The organism is Chitinophaga sp. 22308, assembly GCF_052045305.1.
GTDB lineage: Bacteria > Bacteroidota > Bacteroidia > Chitinophagales > Chitinophagaceae > Chitinophaga > Chitinophaga varians_A.
In genome coordinates this window covers 493,772-512,935 of the sequence record NZ_JBQEOP010000008.1, presented here as the reverse complement: position 1 = coordinate 512,935, position 19,164 = coordinate 493,772, and the positions used below count along the sequence as shown (strand labels likewise).

General features: G+C 50.5%; 12 protein-coding genes. 9 read left to right on the top strand and 3 right to left on the bottom strand.

What is annotated here, in order from left to right:
• Positions 1–4: 4 nt before the first annotated feature.
• The 3 genes from ACTJJS_RS30080 to ACTJJS_RS30070 form a co-directional block, all read right to left on the bottom strand.
• Positions 5–2,323 (bottom strand): PSD1 and planctomycete cytochrome C domain-containing protein, encoded by a 2,319-nt coding sequence (locus ACTJJS_RS30080; protein WP_440667407.1) that lies wholly within the window; start codon positions 2,321–2,323, stop codon positions 5–7.
• 355 nt (positions 2,324–2,678) lie between these two features.
• Positions 2,679–3,098 (bottom strand): hypothetical protein, encoded by a 420-nt coding sequence (locus ACTJJS_RS30075; RefSeq protein WP_440667405.1) that lies wholly within the window; start codon positions 3,096–3,098, stop codon positions 2,679–2,681.
• A gap of 95 nt (positions 3,099–3,193) precedes the next feature.
• A complete protein-coding gene (locus tag ACTJJS_RS30070; RefSeq protein ID WP_440667404.1) occupies positions 3,194–3,967 on the bottom strand; it encodes a hypothetical protein in 774 nt (257 codons plus the stop codon).
• A gap of 293 nt (positions 3,968–4,260) precedes the next feature.
• Here ACTJJS_RS30070 and ACTJJS_RS30065 point away from each other — a divergent pair, with 293 nt between their 5' ends.
• The 9 genes from ACTJJS_RS30065 (at position 4,261) to ACTJJS_RS30025 (ending at position 19,060) form a co-directional block, all read left to right on the top strand.
• Positions 4,261–6,585, top strand: coding sequence for a TonB-dependent receptor (locus tag ACTJJS_RS30065; RefSeq protein WP_440667402.1), 2,325 nt, complete (start codon positions 4,261–4,263; stop codon positions 6,583–6,585).
• A 27-nt stretch (positions 6,586–6,612) separates the two neighbouring features.
• Complete coding sequence (locus tag ACTJJS_RS30060; protein WP_440667401.1) at positions 6,613–7,485, top strand: heme/hemin ABC transporter substrate-binding protein; 873 nt, start codon at positions 6,613–6,615, stop codon at positions 7,483–7,485.
• Positions 7,466–8,494, top strand: coding sequence for a FecCD family ABC transporter permease (locus ACTJJS_RS30055; protein WP_440667399.1), 1,029 nt, complete (start codon positions 7,466–7,468; stop codon positions 8,492–8,494). Before ACTJJS_RS30060 ends, ACTJJS_RS30055 begins: the two co-directional genes overlap by 20 nt.
• Entirely contained in the window at positions 8,494–9,285 is a 792-nt protein-coding gene (locus tag ACTJJS_RS30050) for a heme ABC transporter ATP-binding protein (protein ID WP_440667397.1), read from the top strand. Before ACTJJS_RS30055 ends, ACTJJS_RS30050 begins: the two co-directional genes overlap by 1 nt.
• A gap of 12 nt (positions 9,286–9,297) precedes the next feature.
• Positions 9,298–9,831: a hypothetical protein gene (locus ACTJJS_RS30045; RefSeq protein WP_440667395.1), complete on the top strand. Its 534-nt coding sequence runs from the start codon at positions 9,298–9,300 to the stop codon at positions 9,829–9,831.
• A gap of 45 nt (positions 9,832–9,876) precedes the next feature.
• Complete coding sequence (locus ACTJJS_RS30040; protein WP_440667393.1) at positions 9,877–14,154, top strand: discoidin domain-containing protein; 4,278 nt, start codon at positions 9,877–9,879, stop codon at positions 14,152–14,154.
• A gap of 1,088 nt (positions 14,155–15,242) precedes the next feature.
• A complete protein-coding gene (gene sbnA / locus ACTJJS_RS30035; RefSeq protein WP_211092739.1) occupies positions 15,243–16,211 on the top strand; it encodes a 2,3-diaminopropionate biosynthesis protein SbnA in 969 nt (322 codons plus the stop codon).
• Positions 16,212–16,216: 5 nt separating this feature from the next.
• The gene (gene sbnB / locus ACTJJS_RS30030) at positions 16,217–17,185 is read left to right on the top strand and encodes a 2,3-diaminopropionate biosynthesis protein SbnB (protein WP_440667391.1); all 969 of its coding nucleotides are present in this window, start codon (positions 16,217–16,219) and stop codon (positions 17,183–17,185) included.
• A gap of 240 nt (positions 17,186–17,425) precedes the next feature.
• Positions 17,426–19,060: an MBL fold metallo-hydrolase gene (locus ACTJJS_RS30025; RefSeq protein ID WP_247655048.1), complete on the top strand. Its 1,635-nt coding sequence runs from the start codon at positions 17,426–17,428 to the stop codon at positions 19,058–19,060.
• Positions 19,061–19,164 lie beyond the last annotated feature (104 nt).

Genomic DNA, 19,164 nt, shown 5'->3' with positions numbered 1-19,164 from the left:
CGGTTTATGTTTTGGACAGCGTTTCTTCCAGGTTATAAATGGTGGTGATCACCTGCATCATGGCAGCCCAGGAGGCCTGGTCAAGATTTGCTGCCATCGGATATTCTCCATGGTGCAGCAGTTTGGCGGCGTTGGCCGGTTGTTTTTTATAGTATGCCTGTTGTTGTTCGTAGTATTGCAGCAGGGTGGCGGTTTCGTGTGCCTGTGGCGTGCGGCAGACGATCAGGCGGAAGGCCTGCTGTATATGCTGCGGTATGCCGTTGTTTTGTTGCAGCAGGCGGGAGGCCAGTACCCTGGAGGCTTCCAGCACGGTAGGATCGTTGAGCATCATGAGCGCCTGCAGCGGTGTGTTGGTGGCAGACCGTTTTACTTCGCACTGGTCGCGGTTGCTGGCATCGAAGATCATCATGGAGGGCGGCGGCACTGTTCTTTTGATGAACGTGTACAATCCGCGGCGGTAGAGGCTTGCGCCGTGGTCCTGGCGATAGGTCGAGAGCTGTCCGCGGCCGGAGGTGGCCATTTCCCACAGTCCTTTGGGCTGATAGGGTTTTACGCTGGGACCTCCCACTTCATGGACGAGGAGGCCGCTGCTTTGCAATACGAGATCGCGTACTGTTTCTGCCGGCAGCCGGAAACGTGGTCCCCTTGAGAGGTATATGTTCTCCGGATCGGCCTTTAGCTTCTCCCGGGAGATCACAGCAGATTGACGGTAAGTGGATGACATCACCAGTTGTTTCACCAGCCTTTTGATGTTCCAGCCATGTTGCTGAAAATCCGTCGCCAGCCAGTCGAGCAGCGCGGGGTTGCTGGGCAGGTCGCCCTGCATGCCGAAGTCGCCGGTGCTTTTTACGATGCCTCTGCCAAAAATATCCTGCCATACCTGGTTTACAAAAACGCGGGCGGTGAGCGGGTTTTTAGGATCAAACAGCCACTTGGCGAGGCCCAGCCTGTTGCCCGGGTAACTGTTGGTATTGAATGGCAATATCGCTTTGGGCGTGGCTGGGGTGACTTCCGCAGTGGGATTGTCATAGTTGCCCCGGCCCAGTATGAATGTTTTTCTTGCTGTATCTCTTTCTCCCATCACTGATACGATAAGCTTCGCCGTATCCTGTTTGTTGAGAAACCGTAGCACGCCCCGGAGGTCTTCTTTGGTGATCTCCATGTAAGGCTTTTTGGCGTAGGTTTCCGGACCGCCCACCGTTGATTCGAGGCCGACTTCCTTTACATTGTTGAAGAAGGCGAAGACCTGGTAATATTCTTTCTGTGAAAAGGGATCATATTTATGATCGTGGCAGTGGGCGCATTCGAGCGTGATGCCCAGCAGGCTTTTGCCGAAGGTATTGGTACGGTCGGTCACGTATTCCACGCGATATTCTTCGTCTATTACGCCACCTTCTTCCGTGATTTTATGATTGCGGTTGAAGCCTGACGCCAGCAGTTGTTCGCGGGTGGCGTCGGGGATCATATCTCCGGCTAGTTGCCAGGTCACAAAATCCTTATAGGAGAGGTTGGTGTTGAAAGCGTGTATCACCCAGTCGCGCCACGGCCACATGCTGCGGTAGTTATCGTCCTGGTAACCGTGGGAGTCTGCATAGCGGGCCACGTCCATCCAGTGAACGGCCATTTTCTCTCCGTAGGCGCTGTCCTGCAGCAGTTCATCCACCATTCGTTCATAGCCTTTGTCGCTGGTGTCTTTGGCGAAGCGGTCCATCTGTGCTATGGTGGGAGGGAGACCGGTGAGGTCGAGGCTGAGGCGTTTCAGCAGCCGTTCATGATCTGCCACGGGGTTAGGTGCCAGTCCTTTTTCCGTCATCTGTGCGAGGGTGAAGAAGTCGATCTCGTTGTGCGGCCATGTGCGGTCTTTTACCTGCGGCAGTGCCGGGGTGACAGGCGTGACGAAAGCCCAGTGCGGTTTGTATTGAGCGCCTTGTTTGATCCATTTCTCAATCAGCTTTACTTCAAAGCTGCTGAGTGTCATGTTGCTGGATGGCGGCGGCATGCGCATGGCCGTATCGGTGCTGCTGATGCGCTGGTATACTGCCGATGCCATCGGGTTGCCGGGCACCAGTGCATGTGCGCCGGGATCGTCTTTCAGCGCTTTGTAGGCGCTGTCGGCAATGTCGAGGCGCAGGCCGGCTTCGCGCTTATTGGCGTCCGGGCCGTGACAGGCAAAACATTTGTCGGACAGAATGGGCCGGACGTGGAAGTTGTAGTCCACTATATCTGGCATTTTATCAGACGGCTGGTCCTGCGCATCCTGATGATGGCAGGCCGTAAAAATGGTAAGGATACAGGCGGCGGCCTTTACATAACGTTGGAACATAATCTGGTTTTCGGAATATTATTGTTCACTTATTGACATGAATCTCCATCTCCCCGTGCTATAGGAACGTGGTAATGCCCGATGGCGGGCATAGTTATGCTATTTTGATTTTGATCGATGCTATTTTTGCTTATCCTTGCTATCCAACAAGTTCATATGTATGAACATAAACAAATATAGTGTTTCTATTCAGAAATTTGCAAGGAAGAATTATTTTTTTTAGGAACGGTAAACAGGTGTCACATGATGGCGGGAGATCGTTGCGCAAATGTTGGGGAGTAATATCGTTACATTTTATTTTCACGGGAGAAATCAAAACCGGCAGCATACAGTAAAAGTATGCCGCCGGCCGGCATTATTTAAAATCGATCACATCAGAGCATCCAAACACCAGGTAATTGTACTTAGAGGTGAAGGAAGGGGCTGCGCTGTAATAATAAGACCACGTTCTGCAACCGGACACACAGGAAGGGTTAATGTTGGAATTGAGCCATTCGTTCCGGCAGGAAGCAGTAAGGGCCAGCATGGAGTAGTTAGGGCCGCTCATGAGCGTGGCGGTCCCGGCGGAATAATTGATCAGGTATGTATAAGCATACATATAGCCGGCATCTGCCGGATCAATGGCCACACCTTTCCAGTTGCTGGGATAGTAGGTAGTTGTTAATCTGGCAGCCGCCTGGCTGTGATGGGCGTCGTTATTGGTACCAAAAGAGGAGCCAGTCGTTGTGAAGGCGCTTATCACAACGAGGGATACAAACAAAAGAATTTTTTTCATTTGAACTACAGGTTTAATGGTGAACGATGAAAATAACGATACTCACTGCCGGGAGCATGCGGCGCCGGTAAATATTCACCGTCATCAACCTGCTATTACTTAAGCCGCGGCGGATACAGGACCTGAATATCTTTTGCCGGCCTGAAGAAAGAAACAGGCTTCTGTTCTTTTACGATATCAGCCGCCTTATAACCATCTGTCGCGCCGTCCGCGGTTGTGACACAAATCATCAGCATGGCACCGGGTATCTTTTGCAGGTAGGTAAAAGGAGGCAGGTAAAACCCGGGCAGATCAGGTGTATACCATACCGTTACGCTGCTGATAAGGCCATTAGTGCATTGCGGAGGATAATAATAATTGATGACAGCTTTTCGGCATCCGTATCCTACAATGGTCATAGTGTCTGCGGTGAAGTCTATTTTCCCATATCCGGGGCCGTTATATTCGTTGGCATTGTCCCAGTCGCCGTTGTCAGCGGAGTTGTTTGTCTCCGGGGTTGCCGTACTGTCGATCGTTTCTTCCGGGAGATATACATTGGTTTTTAGTTGCATCCTGTAGTTTAAGGGAAGCCCCTGTTTACCGTCAATTTGCAGCAACATCTTTTTGTGGTGCCATATAAGCCAGCTGGTAGCTTTCCGGTTCGCATAGGTTTGCGTGGCGGACAGGTAGTCAGGATGATAGCAGACGGTCATGGAAGGGGAAGGCGTCTTACTGCTGGCTGGTTTACCGGTTGCAGCAAATATGATCCTGTATACCTCCAGCGTATCGGAGGCGTCCTGTGCCTGTAGCAGATGGGAGGCCATGATAAAACATGCCACGATGCAATACCGTGCGGTGGAAAATTTCGGGAAGTTCTTTTTCGGATACATCGTGCAAATATAAGGTAAGGACAACAACCATTCTATCACCGGATATAAGGATATTAACCTTGGTATGCACTGTCGCTTGCATAAAATCGAACTGAAAAAAAATTCCGCATCATGATAAATTTTTACTAGCTTTAGTAACGAATGGCTATCCTGATTTAAGTGAACATCCAAGCTGACATTGAAAAATCTGACCGCTCCTGTGAACCTGATCCCATCGTGACATTGAACCTGCTGACGTTGGCCCATAGATAATATTGACGAGCATTATATTTCAACCAAACATCTGATAAACAATGAAAAAAATGTCCTTGTTGGCGGTGGCATGGCTATGCATGCTACATACCTATGCCCAACAGTCTTTCAAAGGAAGGGTCTATGATCTCTACACACTGTCTCCCGTAAAAAGTGCCGGTATCTATGCAGGCGACCAACTATTAACAACAACCGATGTCGCCGGAGAATTCAGTATCGGCGAGCATTACGACCGGTTGCTGGTAATGGCCTCCGGTTATGAGCCGCAGACCGTGCGCGTAAAAGGCAATGGCCCGCTTTTGCTGATAGGTCTTGCAGCCACGTCCTATAATCTCAGTGAGGTTTCCGTCAACGCGGCGAAGCCCCGCAGTAATTTGCTACAGCCGCAGTCGGTGGCGGTGCTGGGACGGAAAGACCTGCAGCGTAATGACGGTATTTCCCCGGAATATACGCTCAACCTGATCCCCGGAGTACGGATGGAGAAAAGGACAATGGCCGGCGGACAACGCATCACCATACGCGGTTATGGTAATGGTACCAACTTCAATGGTACCGGCTACAAGGCGTACCTGAACGGTATTCCGGTGACGGATGGGGAAGGGACCACCATTCTCGATGATATAGACTTTTCTATCCTCGGCCGCATGGAAGTGATCAAAGGGCCGGCTTCCAGCCTCTATGGCAGCGGCATTGGCGGGGTGCTCAGGATGTATACGCTGAAGCCGTCGGTATATGGCACACGTATTTCACAGGAGGCGGTGGCTGGCAGCTATGGCCTTTTCAGGACCAATACCCGCCTCGAATATGCCGACGAACAGTCGTCCGTTATGCTGAATTATGGCCATCAGAATTATGATAGTTACCGTATCAACAGCGCCTCCAAAAAAGACTATGTGTCTTTCATCGGGGATTTTCACAGTAACGAAAAACAAACCTTCTCCGTATATGCGGCCTATAACAATTCCAATGACCAGTTGGCCGGACAGCTGGACAGCAGCCAGTTTGCACAGCGTAAAGACACCGGTGAAATACCCTATCTGAAGAATAAAGGATACGTTGCCTTTGAAACATACCGCGCAGGGCTTTCTCATCAGTACACCTTTTCCCCGCATGTCAACAATATGACCAGTGCTTATTTCAGCGGCTACAAACAGTCGCAGGCTTTTGCAGCCGGACTGACGTCCAACATCGCCCAAAATGTGGGCGCACGCACAGCTTTCGGGCTGAGCTTTGCGGGAAAAGCCGTTACGCTGAATGGTACCGTGGGCGCTGAATACCAGAAAACAAATTCCTTCAAAAAAGGGTATGCGCTCGCCAATGCTGTACAAGGGCCACCCACCGGTGACTTGGAGGTCTCTGCCATGCAGTATAGTCTCTTTACGCAATGGGAACTGAAGCTGCCGCAGGGTTTCCTTGTTACGGCCGGCGTCAGCAATAACTACATCGAATACAGCATTACCGACCGGTTGACCAATACGGCCAATCCCACGCACAAGGACCAGTCGGGCCATAAAACGTTTACGCCCGTACTGACACCGCAGGTGAGCGTGCTGAAAACCGTGAACGAAACAGTGTCGTTTTACGCCGGCGTGAGCAAAGGATATTCGCCGCCGGTGTCCGGGCAGGTAGTGATTCCGCAGATTGGCGCAGTGAATACAGCCCTGCGCCCTGAGAAGGCGGTACAGTATGAGGCAGGGGCCAAAGGCAGTCTGCTGGGGAAGCGGCTGTCGTTCCAGGTGGCGGTGTTTGATATGGAGATCAAAGACAAGCTCACCTCACAGGCTGTCACGGAGGGCAACACCGGTACCGTGCTGTATACGATGAGCACCAATGCCGGCGCGCAGCAAAACCTGGGCATGGAAACGGATATCGCCTATGCGCTGCAACCAAAACATCCGCAGGTATTTTCACTGGTAAGGCCATTTGTAAGTTATACCTATTCCAGCTTTACCTACAGGCAGTTTAAAAGTGATAACAACAACAACGCCAAGACGGTGGACTACAGCGGCAACAAAGTTTCCGGCGTATCGCCGCATCTGTTTAATGCCGGTGTGGACCTCGTGTCAGTATGGGGCGTTTATCTGAATACCACCTGGCAGTATGTAGACCGTATGCCTATTACATACGACAATGCACACTACGCCGATGCCTATACGCTGTTGCAGGCTAAGGCAGGTTACCGGTGTGATCTCGGGAAGCATTTCAGCCTCGATGTATTTGCCGGCGGCAATAACATAACAGGCAGCAGGTATTACACGATGGTGTTCCTGAATGCCAACTACAGCGCAGCGCCGCCTAATATTTATCTTCCCGGGCCCTATAAAGCCGTGTGGTACGGCGGTTTTAATCTGGCCTATAAATTCTGAAAGTTAATCATCCCCTAAAGTATCACCATGAAAAATATATACCTGTTGCCGGCCATGCTGCTGCTGACATGTTCCTGTGGCCGGTTTGGCAACAAGGACCAGCATGCCGGAAGTAAACGTATTGTTTGCCTTGCTAAGCAGTACAACGAAGTGATCTATGCGCTGGGCGCAGAAAAAGACCTGGTGGCGGTAGATCTTTCCAGTACCTATCCGCCGGCCATTAAAGCGCTGCCTACAGTGGGCTACCACCGGGCTTTGAGCGCGGAAGGCATTATCTCGCAAGAACCTACGCTGGTGGTCCATGACAATAACGTAGGGCCCGAACAGGTAATGCAGCAGCTGGAGAAGATGAAGATACCGATGAAAACCTTTGCTGACAGTGTGTTTACGATAGAACAGGATAAAGGCATGATCCGGGAACTGGGCAGTTACTTTGGGAGAGAACGCCAGGCTGACAGTCTTTGCCGGATACTGGACGCCCAGATGAGCGAAGCGTTGGCTAACGGTAAACACTATACGGATACGCCCCATGTGGTGATCATTCACTTTGGCCGCGCCATGAATATTTATCTCGCTGTAACAGAGAAGAGCACGGCAGCGAAGATGGTGGCATGGGCCGGCGGGGTCATTCCTATCGGAGGCAATAAAGGCATGCAACAGGTTTCCGCGGAACTGATAGCACAAGCAGACCCTGATGTGATACTGCTGACGGATTTCGGTTACGACAGGCTGGGGTCTATCGGAAAGATCAAGGAGCTGCCCGGTGTGTCCGGCACTAAAGCCGCGCGTAATAACCGCATCTACCGGGTAGAAGAACATGACCTGATATACCTGGGGCCGCGTACCGGCGCCAATGTGCTGACACTGCAAAAACTGATACATGCAAAACAGCCCAAATAAAGGTGTATTCCCCTGGTTGACTGCGTTGCTGGTGGCAGCAGTATTGTTGTCTGCCTGTCTGGGCGCCATAGATATCCATATCAGGGAGATCGCCGGTGCTGCGGGAAAACTGTTTTATAACGGAAGCGATTATACGCTTCATGAGCGGGTTTTTCTGGAAATACGATTGCCTCGCGTGCTGTTCTGTTTATTTGCCGGCGCCGCGCTGGCGGTAGGCGGCGTGCTGTTGCAGGCGCTGTTCAGGAATCCCATCATAGAGCCGGGCCTGATAGGCACTTCCAGCGGGGCCGCTTTTGGCGCCGCGCTGTATTTTGTGACAGGCGCAACGTTCCACTTTCATGCCGGCGTTTGGATGTTGCCGTTGGCTGCGTGTGCCGGCGCTATGCTGGCCACTTTTATGGTGCTGGGCTTGTCAGGCAGCAGGGAAAACGGTAAAACAGGCATTGTTACGTTGTTGCTGATGGGCATAGCTGTCAATGCCTTGTTCCTCAGCGGCACCGGCTTTTTGTCGTACATCGCGAGGGACCCGCAGGCGCGCTCTATTACTTTCTGGAACCTCGGCACTTTGTCCGGCGCCAACTGGGAATCAGTGATCATCACCGCTATTGTGGTGACGCTGTGCTGTTGGCGGGCCATGGCCTGCGCGGCCAGGCTCAATCTGTTGATGCTGGGAGAGGAGGAAGCGCAGTTGTCAGGGGTTGGCGTAAAGCGGTTGAAGATGGAAGTGATGGTCATCAATGTGATCATGATAGCGGTGGTAACGGCTTTTACAGGAGTGATCAGTTTTGTGGGGCTGGTGGTGCCGCATTTGCTGCGTATCTGGAAGGGAGCAGACAACCGTTACCTGGTGGCTGCCGGCGCACTCACCGGCGCCATATTGCTGACAGCTGCGGACATTGCGGCCAGGCTGTTGCTGCGGCCTGCGGAGCTGCCGATAGGCATTGTTACTTCCCTGGCCGGTGTGCCTGTGTTTATTTTTTTACTGAAGAAGAAAAAATATTATTTCTGATGCTTGCCTTATCTGGTATTACCTGTATAAAACACAACAACCTATTGCTGGAAGACATCAGTGTACAATGGGGCCCTGGCAGGATGCACATTGTCATGGGGCCTAACGGCGCCGGCAAATCCACGTTGCTGCGGATTGCGGCGGGACAGCTGGCGCCGGCGTCGGGCACTGTCATGTACGGTAACAGGCTGGTCACCGATTTCTCCGTGAAAGAACTGGCCGCTGTCAGGGCGGCGCTGTCGCAGCAGCAGGAGCTGGCCTTCCCGCTGAAAGTGCGGGAAGTGGTGCTGATGGGCCGCTATCCGCATATCCAGGGCGTGCCCACGCTAACGGATAAACGTTACTGCAAGGAGGCGATGGCGCTGTTTGACCTGGAAGACCTGGCGGAGCGCGACTATCTCAGTCTGTCCGGCGGGGAAAAGCAGCGGGTACATTTTGCGCGTGTGCTGGCCCAGATATGGGAAAGCCCGCTCCATGGCTGCCGTTACCTGCTGCTGGACGAGCCGCTCACTTTCCTGGACGTACACTTCCAGTTCCGGTTCATGCGCCAGCTAAAAGCACTGCTGCAACAGCAGGACCTGGTCATTGTAGCGGTGCTGCACGACCTGCATATCGCTGCGAAGTTTGCCGATAACGTCCTGTTGCTGCACAAAGGGCGGATGGTGGCACAAGGTGCCCGTGAAGAGGTGCTGACGCCTGCCCACATTCAACAGGTATATCAGTTGGATAGTGAAGACATCGCGGCCGTTATACCTGTTTATCATTCACCAATATCTGTTTCTCACACCTAAACAACCTGAATAATGAAAAAGCAATTTGTCTGGAAGCCTTTACGGCACTGCATGCTGCTGATAACATGGCTGTTGCTCGGTACAACGGTATCGGCGCAACGCCATGAGTCACGCCAGCAGCCAAAAGAACCTGATTGGGTCACTATGATGGATGATCCCAATGTTAATTTTTTCGTGATAGAAAAATCTTTCAACGATTTCTGGAAGGGGAAGGAACTGCCTATAGAAGAAGATGAAATACTGGACGTGAAAAAGAACACGGAGCGGAAACGGCGGTTCCTGGGCATTTTCAAAAGAAAAGAATCAGAAGCGGAACGCGACAGGGAAGAAGATGCACGCAAATATGCCTTCGCCTACAAAAAGTACCAGTGGTGGAGAAGGCAGGTACTGCCCTATGTACAGCCGGACGGGTCTATTCTTAGCAGCGAAAGGCAGGTGCAGATATGGCAGCAGCAAAAACAACTAAAGACGAACATACAGGAAAAGCACGCTAAAGACAAGAAAGAACAGGAGAAGAACAATGATAACTCCGGCAAAAAGTTGTAGAACAATAGCGATTCCCCATCATCAACTGAAATAACCGCAATGACTATGCGTAAATATATATATCTGTTTTTATCCGCCCTTTTTTTATCGGTATCTGCCGCGGCGCAAAACTATGGCAACTGGCGGAATATAGGCCCGGTGCTGTTCCCGGTCAACTCTTCGGGACAGATCAACGGCATCGGCCGCGTTACACAGATGAAGTTCCACCCTTCCAATGCAGCCACCATCTACGCCACTAGCGTATGGGGCCTCTGGAAAAGTACGGACACGGCCAATACCTGGCAGTTACAGGGCACCGACGAGCTGCCTAAAGCGTCCTGCGCTTCCGTATGCATTGATTATACCAATGATCAGATCATGTACCTGGGAACAGGTGATCCCAACTACTATGGCACAGCGTTGGGTGTTTACAAAACCACTGACGGTGGGCAGTCGTGGCTGCCTTCCAACAGCGGCATCGGCAACCGGATGGCAGTAGAGCTGCTTATGTCGAAAACAGATCATAATGTGCTGATCGCTGCTACCAACGATGGCATATGGAAAACAACGGATGGAGGCACTTCCTGGACCAACAAGCTCAGTGGCGGCCAGTTCACGGATATGGCTTACAAGGCGTCCAACAATACCACAACTATCTATGCCGTAAACATGGCCGGTGGGTTCTATACGTCCACTGATATGGGCGAAACCTGGACGCCTGTTGCGCTTACCTTGCCGGCTGCGGGGGCCAAAGGCAGCAGGATTGCCGTAACACCTGCCGATTCCAACCGGGTGTATGTAGGAATGGTGGGCGCCAATGATGCCGTTTCCGGCGGCGTGATCTATAAATCCACCAATGGCGGCACCAGTTTCACACAGGTAAAAGGCGACGTGGCACCCAATCTGGTAGGCTATAATGCCACCTCCAGCGGCCAGGGTAACTATAACTTCGCTATTGGCGCAGATCCGGTGAATGCGGACATCCTTTACCTGGTGGCGCATATTGTATGGAAAAGTACAGACGGCGGCAGCAACTGGACACAGATACAGACCGGCTGGTGGACCATGATCCACACGGACATGCATGGCATCAAGGTAAGTCCCTATAATACCAGTAAGGTGTTTAACTATAATGATGGCGGCGTGTGGCTCAGCACAGATGGGGGTACCAACTGGGTGCCACGCAGCGACGGGCTTTCGTCAACGGAAGTGTATCACGCCTCCAACAGCCCTATCCGCCGGGATATGATCAGCATTGGCACGCAGGACAACGGAGAGCTGTATTACAAATACGCCGTCAATCCGTGGTTTACCAACAGGGGCGGCGACTGGGGCTCACGTTCCGCATTTGACTATAACACTAACAACCAGGTGTATTATTACGAAAACGGTAAGCGAAGAGCGGTAACCGGTAGTGAAAGCGCCTATAATGTGCCGTTCACCGCTTCCAATAAGATGGAGCTGGAATTTACGCCCGCCAATGTGAGCGTGGCGTTCATCGCTGATACGGGACTGTGGCGCAGTACCAACATTACCGCAGCCTCTCCCGCATGGACCAGGCTGGTGAACAACACAGAAAAGATCAAGGCGCTGCATGTCAGCAATGCGGATGCCAATGTGGTGTATTATGTCACCACCAATCAGAAAGTATACCGTACCCGCAATGCGTTGGCGGCATCGCCGACCTTTGTCAGCGTGGCCGCGCCGGTGGCCACCAGTGTAGCCGCCAGCGTTACAACCATTAAAAGCGATACCAATGTGGTGTATGTTTCCTGCGGCAGCAAGGTGTACCGCTCCGCAGACCAGGGGAACACTTTCACGGACATCAGTGGCACGCTGCCGCCGGTGAATATTATCCGGCTGCTGGAAGACCGTTACGCTACCAACGAATCGGTATACCTTGCCACCGCGCGAGGCGTATACTACCGCAACAAGAACATGGCCGACTGGTCGCTGTATTCCATCGGACTGCCCACGGTTGCAGACATTACGGACATCTTTGCCTACAACAACGGTGTGGCCGACAGCAGTGAGCTGCGGGTGAGTTTTTATGGCCGTGGTGTTTTTGGTACCAAATTTAATAACGCCATCACGCCACTGGTTTCTTTTTCGGCTACCACTGTCAATACGGCCGCCGGCGGCGTTAGTAAATCAGGATGCAGGCCTTATACGGACTATACAGTTGACCTGACCATCAGCCCGGCTCCTTCCGGCAATGCCAATGTGCAGCTGGTGGCAGGTTCTACGTCTTCCGCGGTGAAGGGCATCGATTATGATGTGACCACCAACGGCAGCTTTACCACGCCCGGCGACACGCTGGTCTTCGCATCCGGACAGACGGCGCCACGCACCGTTACCCTCAGGGTGTACGGCAGTAAGACAGACCCGGCCGGCAAATATGCATTGCTGTCGTTTAACGTCAACGGTACTACGAATGCGATGGCTAACCCGTCAGCCCAAACCTGCCGCGTGAATATCAGCTATCCGGACGGATCGCCGGTAGGAGATACGGGGCTTGTTAACCTCACTTACGGCAACGGTACTACGGGGGGCAGCGCGTCCAGCCCGTTCAATGGCACACAGTCTGACAAACGTACCCAGACTATTTATCCGGCAGATGAGCTGAGAGCGGCAGGGTTGCAACGCGGCAATATCTACTCCATTGCTTATCATGTGATTTCACGTACCGTCACTACTACCAGCACGTTCCAGAATTTCAACCTGGCAGTAGGCACCACCTCACAGCCAACGTTTACGGACACACAATTTGATAACAGTCCGGTCACAACGGTGTACAGTGGCAGCATCAGCGTGGCGGATACCGGATGGGTACAGGTTCCTTTCTCACAGCCCTTCTACTGGGACGGCAGCAGTAACATCCTTATACAGTCCTGCTACAACAATGCGGACGGCACAGACCAGGGAGACAATCTCGTTGCGTCCATTTCTGTCAGCGGTGCCAATCCTACGGCATTCCAGCGGCAGACCAATGGTGCAGGGTGTAGTTTCAACGCGCCGGGCTATGGCTCTACCAGGCCTAACCTGATCTTTAATACACGGCCTGCCGTTACTACGGTGGCGGGTACACTGAATACCAGCACTACGCAGTACCTCGGGCCCAATGCCACCGTTTACTTTGCGGACAGCACCGGCAAGGTCCTGGCGAAAGTGAAAAACCTGTCGGCCTTTGACTATGGCTGCGCCACTGTGCAGATAGACCGTGCAGGCGCCACTGCCGTGCCGTTCTGGGATACCGTCCCTGCACATTACCTGGCTTCAAAAACATATAAGATCACGACTGCCAATAACAACAGTGCCGGCAGCCTACAGGTAACGTTATATTATACCGCCGCTGAAAAACAAGGTTGGGAGGCCGCTACAGGACTCACCTGGGATTCCGCGAAGCTGGTGAAAGTGAAGAACAAGGTGGGCAACGTTACACCATCAAATCCTCAGCCTGACGGGGCCGGTACGATCTACGTATCGCGTGACAGCAGCGGGAAGAAAGGCGCTACCATCTATTATGTGGCGGGCACCTTTAATACCGGTGTGGGAGGCTTTGGCGCGGGCAGTCCTGGCAATCCGCCTGTGGCCGGGGCCTGTAACAATCCGATACCACGTACGCAGTTGAGGGTATCGCAGTTCGACAGCCAGGAAACAACAGGGGAGAGCGCTCCGGCGGTCAATGTTATTGACGGAAACAACAGTACCTTCTGGCATACGCAGTGGTACAACAGTACGGCGCCCATGCCACATTATATCTCCATCTATCTCGGCGGCGCGTATAACCTGAGCAAGCTCACCTATCTGCCCCGGCAGTCAGGTACCAATGGGCGCATCAATGCCTATCAGGTACAGGTGAGCGCCGATAGCATCAACTGGACGCAGGTGGCCAGTGGCAATTTTGTGAACAGTACGGCGGCACAGGATGTTGTTTTCTCTCCCACCGTGAAAGCCCGTTATGTAAAACTGGTGGCCACTTCTGAGGTAAACGCGAATCCGTGGACTTCCATCGCTGAACTGTCATTCGCCGGTTGCCCGGACACTACGGCATCTGCAACAAAGGCGGTGCTGGCTGGTAAACAACAGGTTGGCAATATCAGCGTATATCCCACAAGGGTGCAGCTGGGCGGAAGCGTGACTGTACGCAGTCATGATAATGCTACGCTGCTGCTGCGGTTATATGATGTCAGAGGCAGGATGGTGCGCGTTGAATATGTGAATGATGGCAGCACTGTCAATACCGGTAATCTGAACACAGGTGTTTATATCTATAGTATTTACAATAGTAAACAGCCTTCAGCCAAACCGCTGAAAACAGGCAAGATCGTGATCACCGAGTGATTTTCGCAGTGAGCGAAAAAATAACTGCCGTCACAATGGCTGTCAGGCCTTATGTGAGCTGGATAAAAAAACAAAACCCCGTGCACCTGCGCGGGGTTTTGTTTTTTATTATAATCAATATTTCTACTGAAATATTACTGCATTGGTCATGATTGTTTGGTTTCCTATTATAATTAATAAACGTAAATAATACCTGTTTTGACATCTAATATTGACCGCAGTCGTCGGTAGTTTAATGGCAGTATGCGGTGAGGTAATATTTCATGGTGTTTATGTAAAGGCGCTATTTTACTGGTGTTTGGGAGTGTGACTCAATGTTACGGGAAAAATAATTTTTTGCATTTTCTTGATAAGACTTTTTGTTGTTTGAGAATTATTTATTTACTTTACTTCGCTAACGAATATGTTTCCATCACGAACTGGAAAGTATTTACGATATAAAAAGGTTGTTTCCACCACAACTATGTTTTCTCTGACCCTATTTTTCAATCCCATGAACATGTAGAGACCAGTAAGAGATTCCAGCATCAGCATTTATACATTTTGTGTATAAGCACTGTTGTCAGTCATCCTTAAAAACCTGTTTAGAATGACCCGGGTCAAGTTATGACAAACTTGATTTACAAACTGTGTATTGTCGGAAAGAGCGAATTTCCACAAAGAGATTTAAGAAAAAAACTGTGCACCTGGTTTTTCCGGTCGGTATAACTGTCGTTTTACCAGACCCGGCTTACATTACTAATGGTATTGGATATTTAATCGGGAACGGAAAACCGTGCTGATTGCTGCCGCTATGCTACAATTGTTACAACAGGGCCTAAGTGCAGTAGAAAGGTATTTAATACACATGCCTTATGATACTGTTGTCAATGTTGTTGCCCTTGCGTAGTCTGGGCTTCTCTTTCATATGAACAAAATATCTGTCACGCCTGTAAGAAAATTTATCCCTTACGGTGAATGCAGTATTGTGTCAACTATGGTGAGATATGGATGTAATAAAACATATATAGGAAACAGCAACGGGTAGGTAAATGGAAAACATTTTGTTATCCCGATGTCCCATTTTAAATCATTGAAAACCTGATGAGATGATGTTATCTTCCCTCGAAAAGATCAGCGGTCTGATCGGAAATACGCCAGTTGTAGCGTTGAACATGCCGGGAGTGTCCCTGTTCACCAAACTGGAATACAGGAACTATTCAGGCAGCATTAAAGACAGGGCTGCGCTGAGTATTCTCTCTAACGCCATCCGTAATGGTAAAGTCAACAGCGATACGGTGATCGTTGAGTCCAGCTCCGGTAATTTTGCCATCGCGCTGGCCAGGATCTGCAAAGATCTGGGACTGTCCTTTATCCCTGTCATCGATCCTAATATCAACCGGGAGAATGAGGCCATGCTACGTCTGTTTACGGACAAGGTAGTGAAAGTGGAGAAGGAAGACAGCACCGGGGGGTATCTCCTGACCAGGATCGAAACGGTAAAAGAACTGTGCGCCCGGCATCCCAACAGCTTCTGGACGAACCAGTATGATAATCCTGATAACTTCCGGGGATACTATAACACCCTGGGAAAAGAGATTTGCGACCGGTTTGAGCAGCTGGATTATATGTTTATTGCGGTGAGTTCCTGCGGCACCATCAGCGGGATATCCCAAAAAGTAAAGGAAAAATTTCCCAACGTCACCATTGTCGCCGTAGATATTGAAGGCTCGGTGATTTTTAATATCCCTCCCCAAAAGAGATATGTCTCCGGCCTGGGCTCCAGCAAAGTACCTTCCATATTGGAACATGCCATTATCGATGAAATTATGATCGTGTCGCACGAAGAATTGGTGAAAGGCTGTCACGAGCTTGTTAAAGAACAGAACATTTTCGCAGGCGCCTCTTCCGGTGCCGTCTATGCCGCTATCAAGAACTATTTTAATTCACACGCTATCGAGGGTGCTCCTGTTACACTGTTTTGTTGCGCCGACCGCGGAGATTCCTATATCAACAATGTATACGACAAGAAATGGGTAAATAACATGATGGAAAAGCTATCTACCATAAAAGCATAATAAACATGTACTATTTAAGTAAGTCCGATCTGTTACACTTGGGAATTAACTGGGAAGAAGTGATCGAAAAGATCCGGGAAACAGTCCACACATTGAAGGATGGAGATTTTGCCCAACCCATCAAACCTTACCTGAGATACCGGGACGTCACTAACCGTATCATCGCTATGCCTGCATTTGTAGGCGGTAAAGTATCTTTTTCCGGTATTAAATGGATCGCCAGCTTTCCGGATAATATCAGGAAGAATATTCCACGTGCTAATTCTGTCACTATATTAAATGATGCAGACACCGGTGTGCCTGCCTGTATTATCAATACCAGCCATGTCAGCGCTGTTCGTACGGCAGCGGTAACCGGCCTGGTAGTGAAGGAATACCTGCAACGCAACCGGCAGGGGAAATTAACCGTAGGTATTATCGGTTTCGGGCCTATCGGCCAGCAACACCTGGACATGATCAGCACGTTGCTGGGTGACCGCCTGGACCATGTGAATATCTACGATCTTAATCAACCCGACCCGTCACTGGTCCCTGCGTCCTTAAAAGATAAAGTAAATATCGTCCATACCTGGGAAGAAGCGTTCGAGCATGCTGATATACTCATGACCTGTACTGTATCAAAAAAGCCATACATCAACAAAGCGCCTAAGAAAGGATCCCTGCAACTGAATGTTTCCCTGAGAGATTATGTGCCCGAATTTATCAACTACGCTAAATACATCGTGGTCGATGACTGGGAGGAAGTATGCCGGGAAAATACAGACATCGAAGTGATGCACAAAACGCAGGGACTAACGAAAGAAAGCACGCTGTCACTTGTGGATATCATTTGTGAAGACAAATTACAAAATGCGGGGATGGAAGAGGTGGTCATGTTTAATCCGATGGGAATGGCCGTGTTTGACATTGCTACTGCGGTTTACTTTTATGAAAAAGCAAAAGTAGCAGGCGTCGGTACGGTACTCGCCGATTAACAGTAAACAGCCCGACACCAGATCACAGGTATTTTTGTTAAGTCGTCTGGATGCTCGCAGGAAGCATGTTTTTATCCGATAATCACTGGTATGGGTGGAACTTACCAAACTGCCGGATTGACTACAGCTCCTGTGACATTCATGATACACAAGTGTTTCCACCAGGCGGACGCCGGACCTTACGTCGTGGTAAGGTCTGCTACACCTGGGAGGAAACACTTTTATGATCAATATTTTTTAATGCGAAATCTCACCATCATGAGTGGTAATGAATTTTACTTAAAACCCAACGTAGTAATTGAACCCTTATTTGACAGATGGTACGCCTGGAGCCACCTGATATCACCTGCCACGGCCGCTATGAACGTAGTGGGCCGGCATCTTAATATCATGGACTCCTTTATCATGGAACCTTCTGTTCATGCGGAAGCGGTGCTGAACCCCAAAATGAAAGGGGGACCTTTTATGGACATACCGGTTGACCGTGTAGATGAAGTGAGCGCCCTCTATGAAAAAACCATGAAAGAGCAGGAGAAAGCGTTGAAGTTTTCCAAAGCCGTAAAAGAACTGGACCGTCTGCTGGAGTCAGAAGGAAAAGGCATGGGCATGGAATCGTTGTACGAAAAAGTGCCGCCTATCCTCAAAGGATATGTGGAACTGTTCTACGACCGTAACAACAACGCGGATTTCCGTTTTTTTGAAGCACTGCTCTATAAGAGCCGCTTCTATAATAAGTCTTCCCAAAGCATCGCCCTGTGGGTGACAGAAAATGACCATCGTCCTTTCTGCCTGAGCACCCCACGGCTCAATGAGCCGGGAGTGTTGCACCTGGAAATACCCTTTGACCATGCCGGCATCGATGAACTGGCCAGAATGAAGCGCAGTCCGAAAAGCATGGAATATATCAAGACATTGTTAGCCATCTCCCCAGAGGACGAAGCGCTTTTTAATACCTTTTTTACTACCACACCGCCCCCCGTTTATAAGAAATATACTGGTGATAAAATCCGCATGCGCTACTTCGGCCACGCCTGTATCCTGGTGGAAACAAAAGATGTCAGCATCCTGGTAGACCCGCTGATCAGCTACTACGGATACGACAGCGATATTGAACATTTCTCCGATGCCGACCTGCCGGACGTGATCGATTACGTACTGATTACCCACAATCACCAGGACCATATTTTGTTTGAAACACTGTTACCGCTCCGTCATAAGATCAAACACCTGATCGTGCCCCGTACCAACTCCGGACAGCTGGAGAACCCTGACCTGCGGCTGATGTTCCAGAACATTGGTTTTGACCAGGTGGAAGCGATAGAAGAAATGGAGACCATTACGTTTAGCAATACCACTATCACAGGATTACCGTTTACCGGAGAACACAGCGATCTCAATATCTTGTCCAAAGCCTGCTACCTGGTACAGATCAGTGGCTTCAAACTTTTATTCCTGGCGGATTCCCGCATTAGTGAGCCAGCGCTCTACCAACATATTCATGACAGCATCGGTGATGTGGACGTGATGTTCCTGGGCATGGAATGCGATGGCGCGCCCCTGACCTGGCTCTATGGCCCGCTGATGACAAAGAAGATCACCCGTGAGCAGGACAGCAGCCGCAGGCTGGCAGGTTCTGATTGTGTAAAAGGAATGTCGCTGGTGGAAATCTTTAACCCGAAAGAAGTGTACGTGTATGCAATGGGCATGGAACCATGGCTGGAGTTTATCAGCAGCATTAAATATACGGATGCCTCCAATCCTATTATCCAGTCTGACAAACTCGTTAAAAACTGCCAGGAGAAAGGTATGATCGCCGAGCGCCTGTTTGGCGAAAAGGAATTGCTGTACGAACGGAAATATGCTGTCGCAGAATAAGCATTACTAACCCTATGCCGGCTGATAGTATGGATGTAGTGAGGTGGTGGTCCCATCTTTCTACAGGTTAAATCATTGTTTTTACTGAACAAATAACTGAGCAC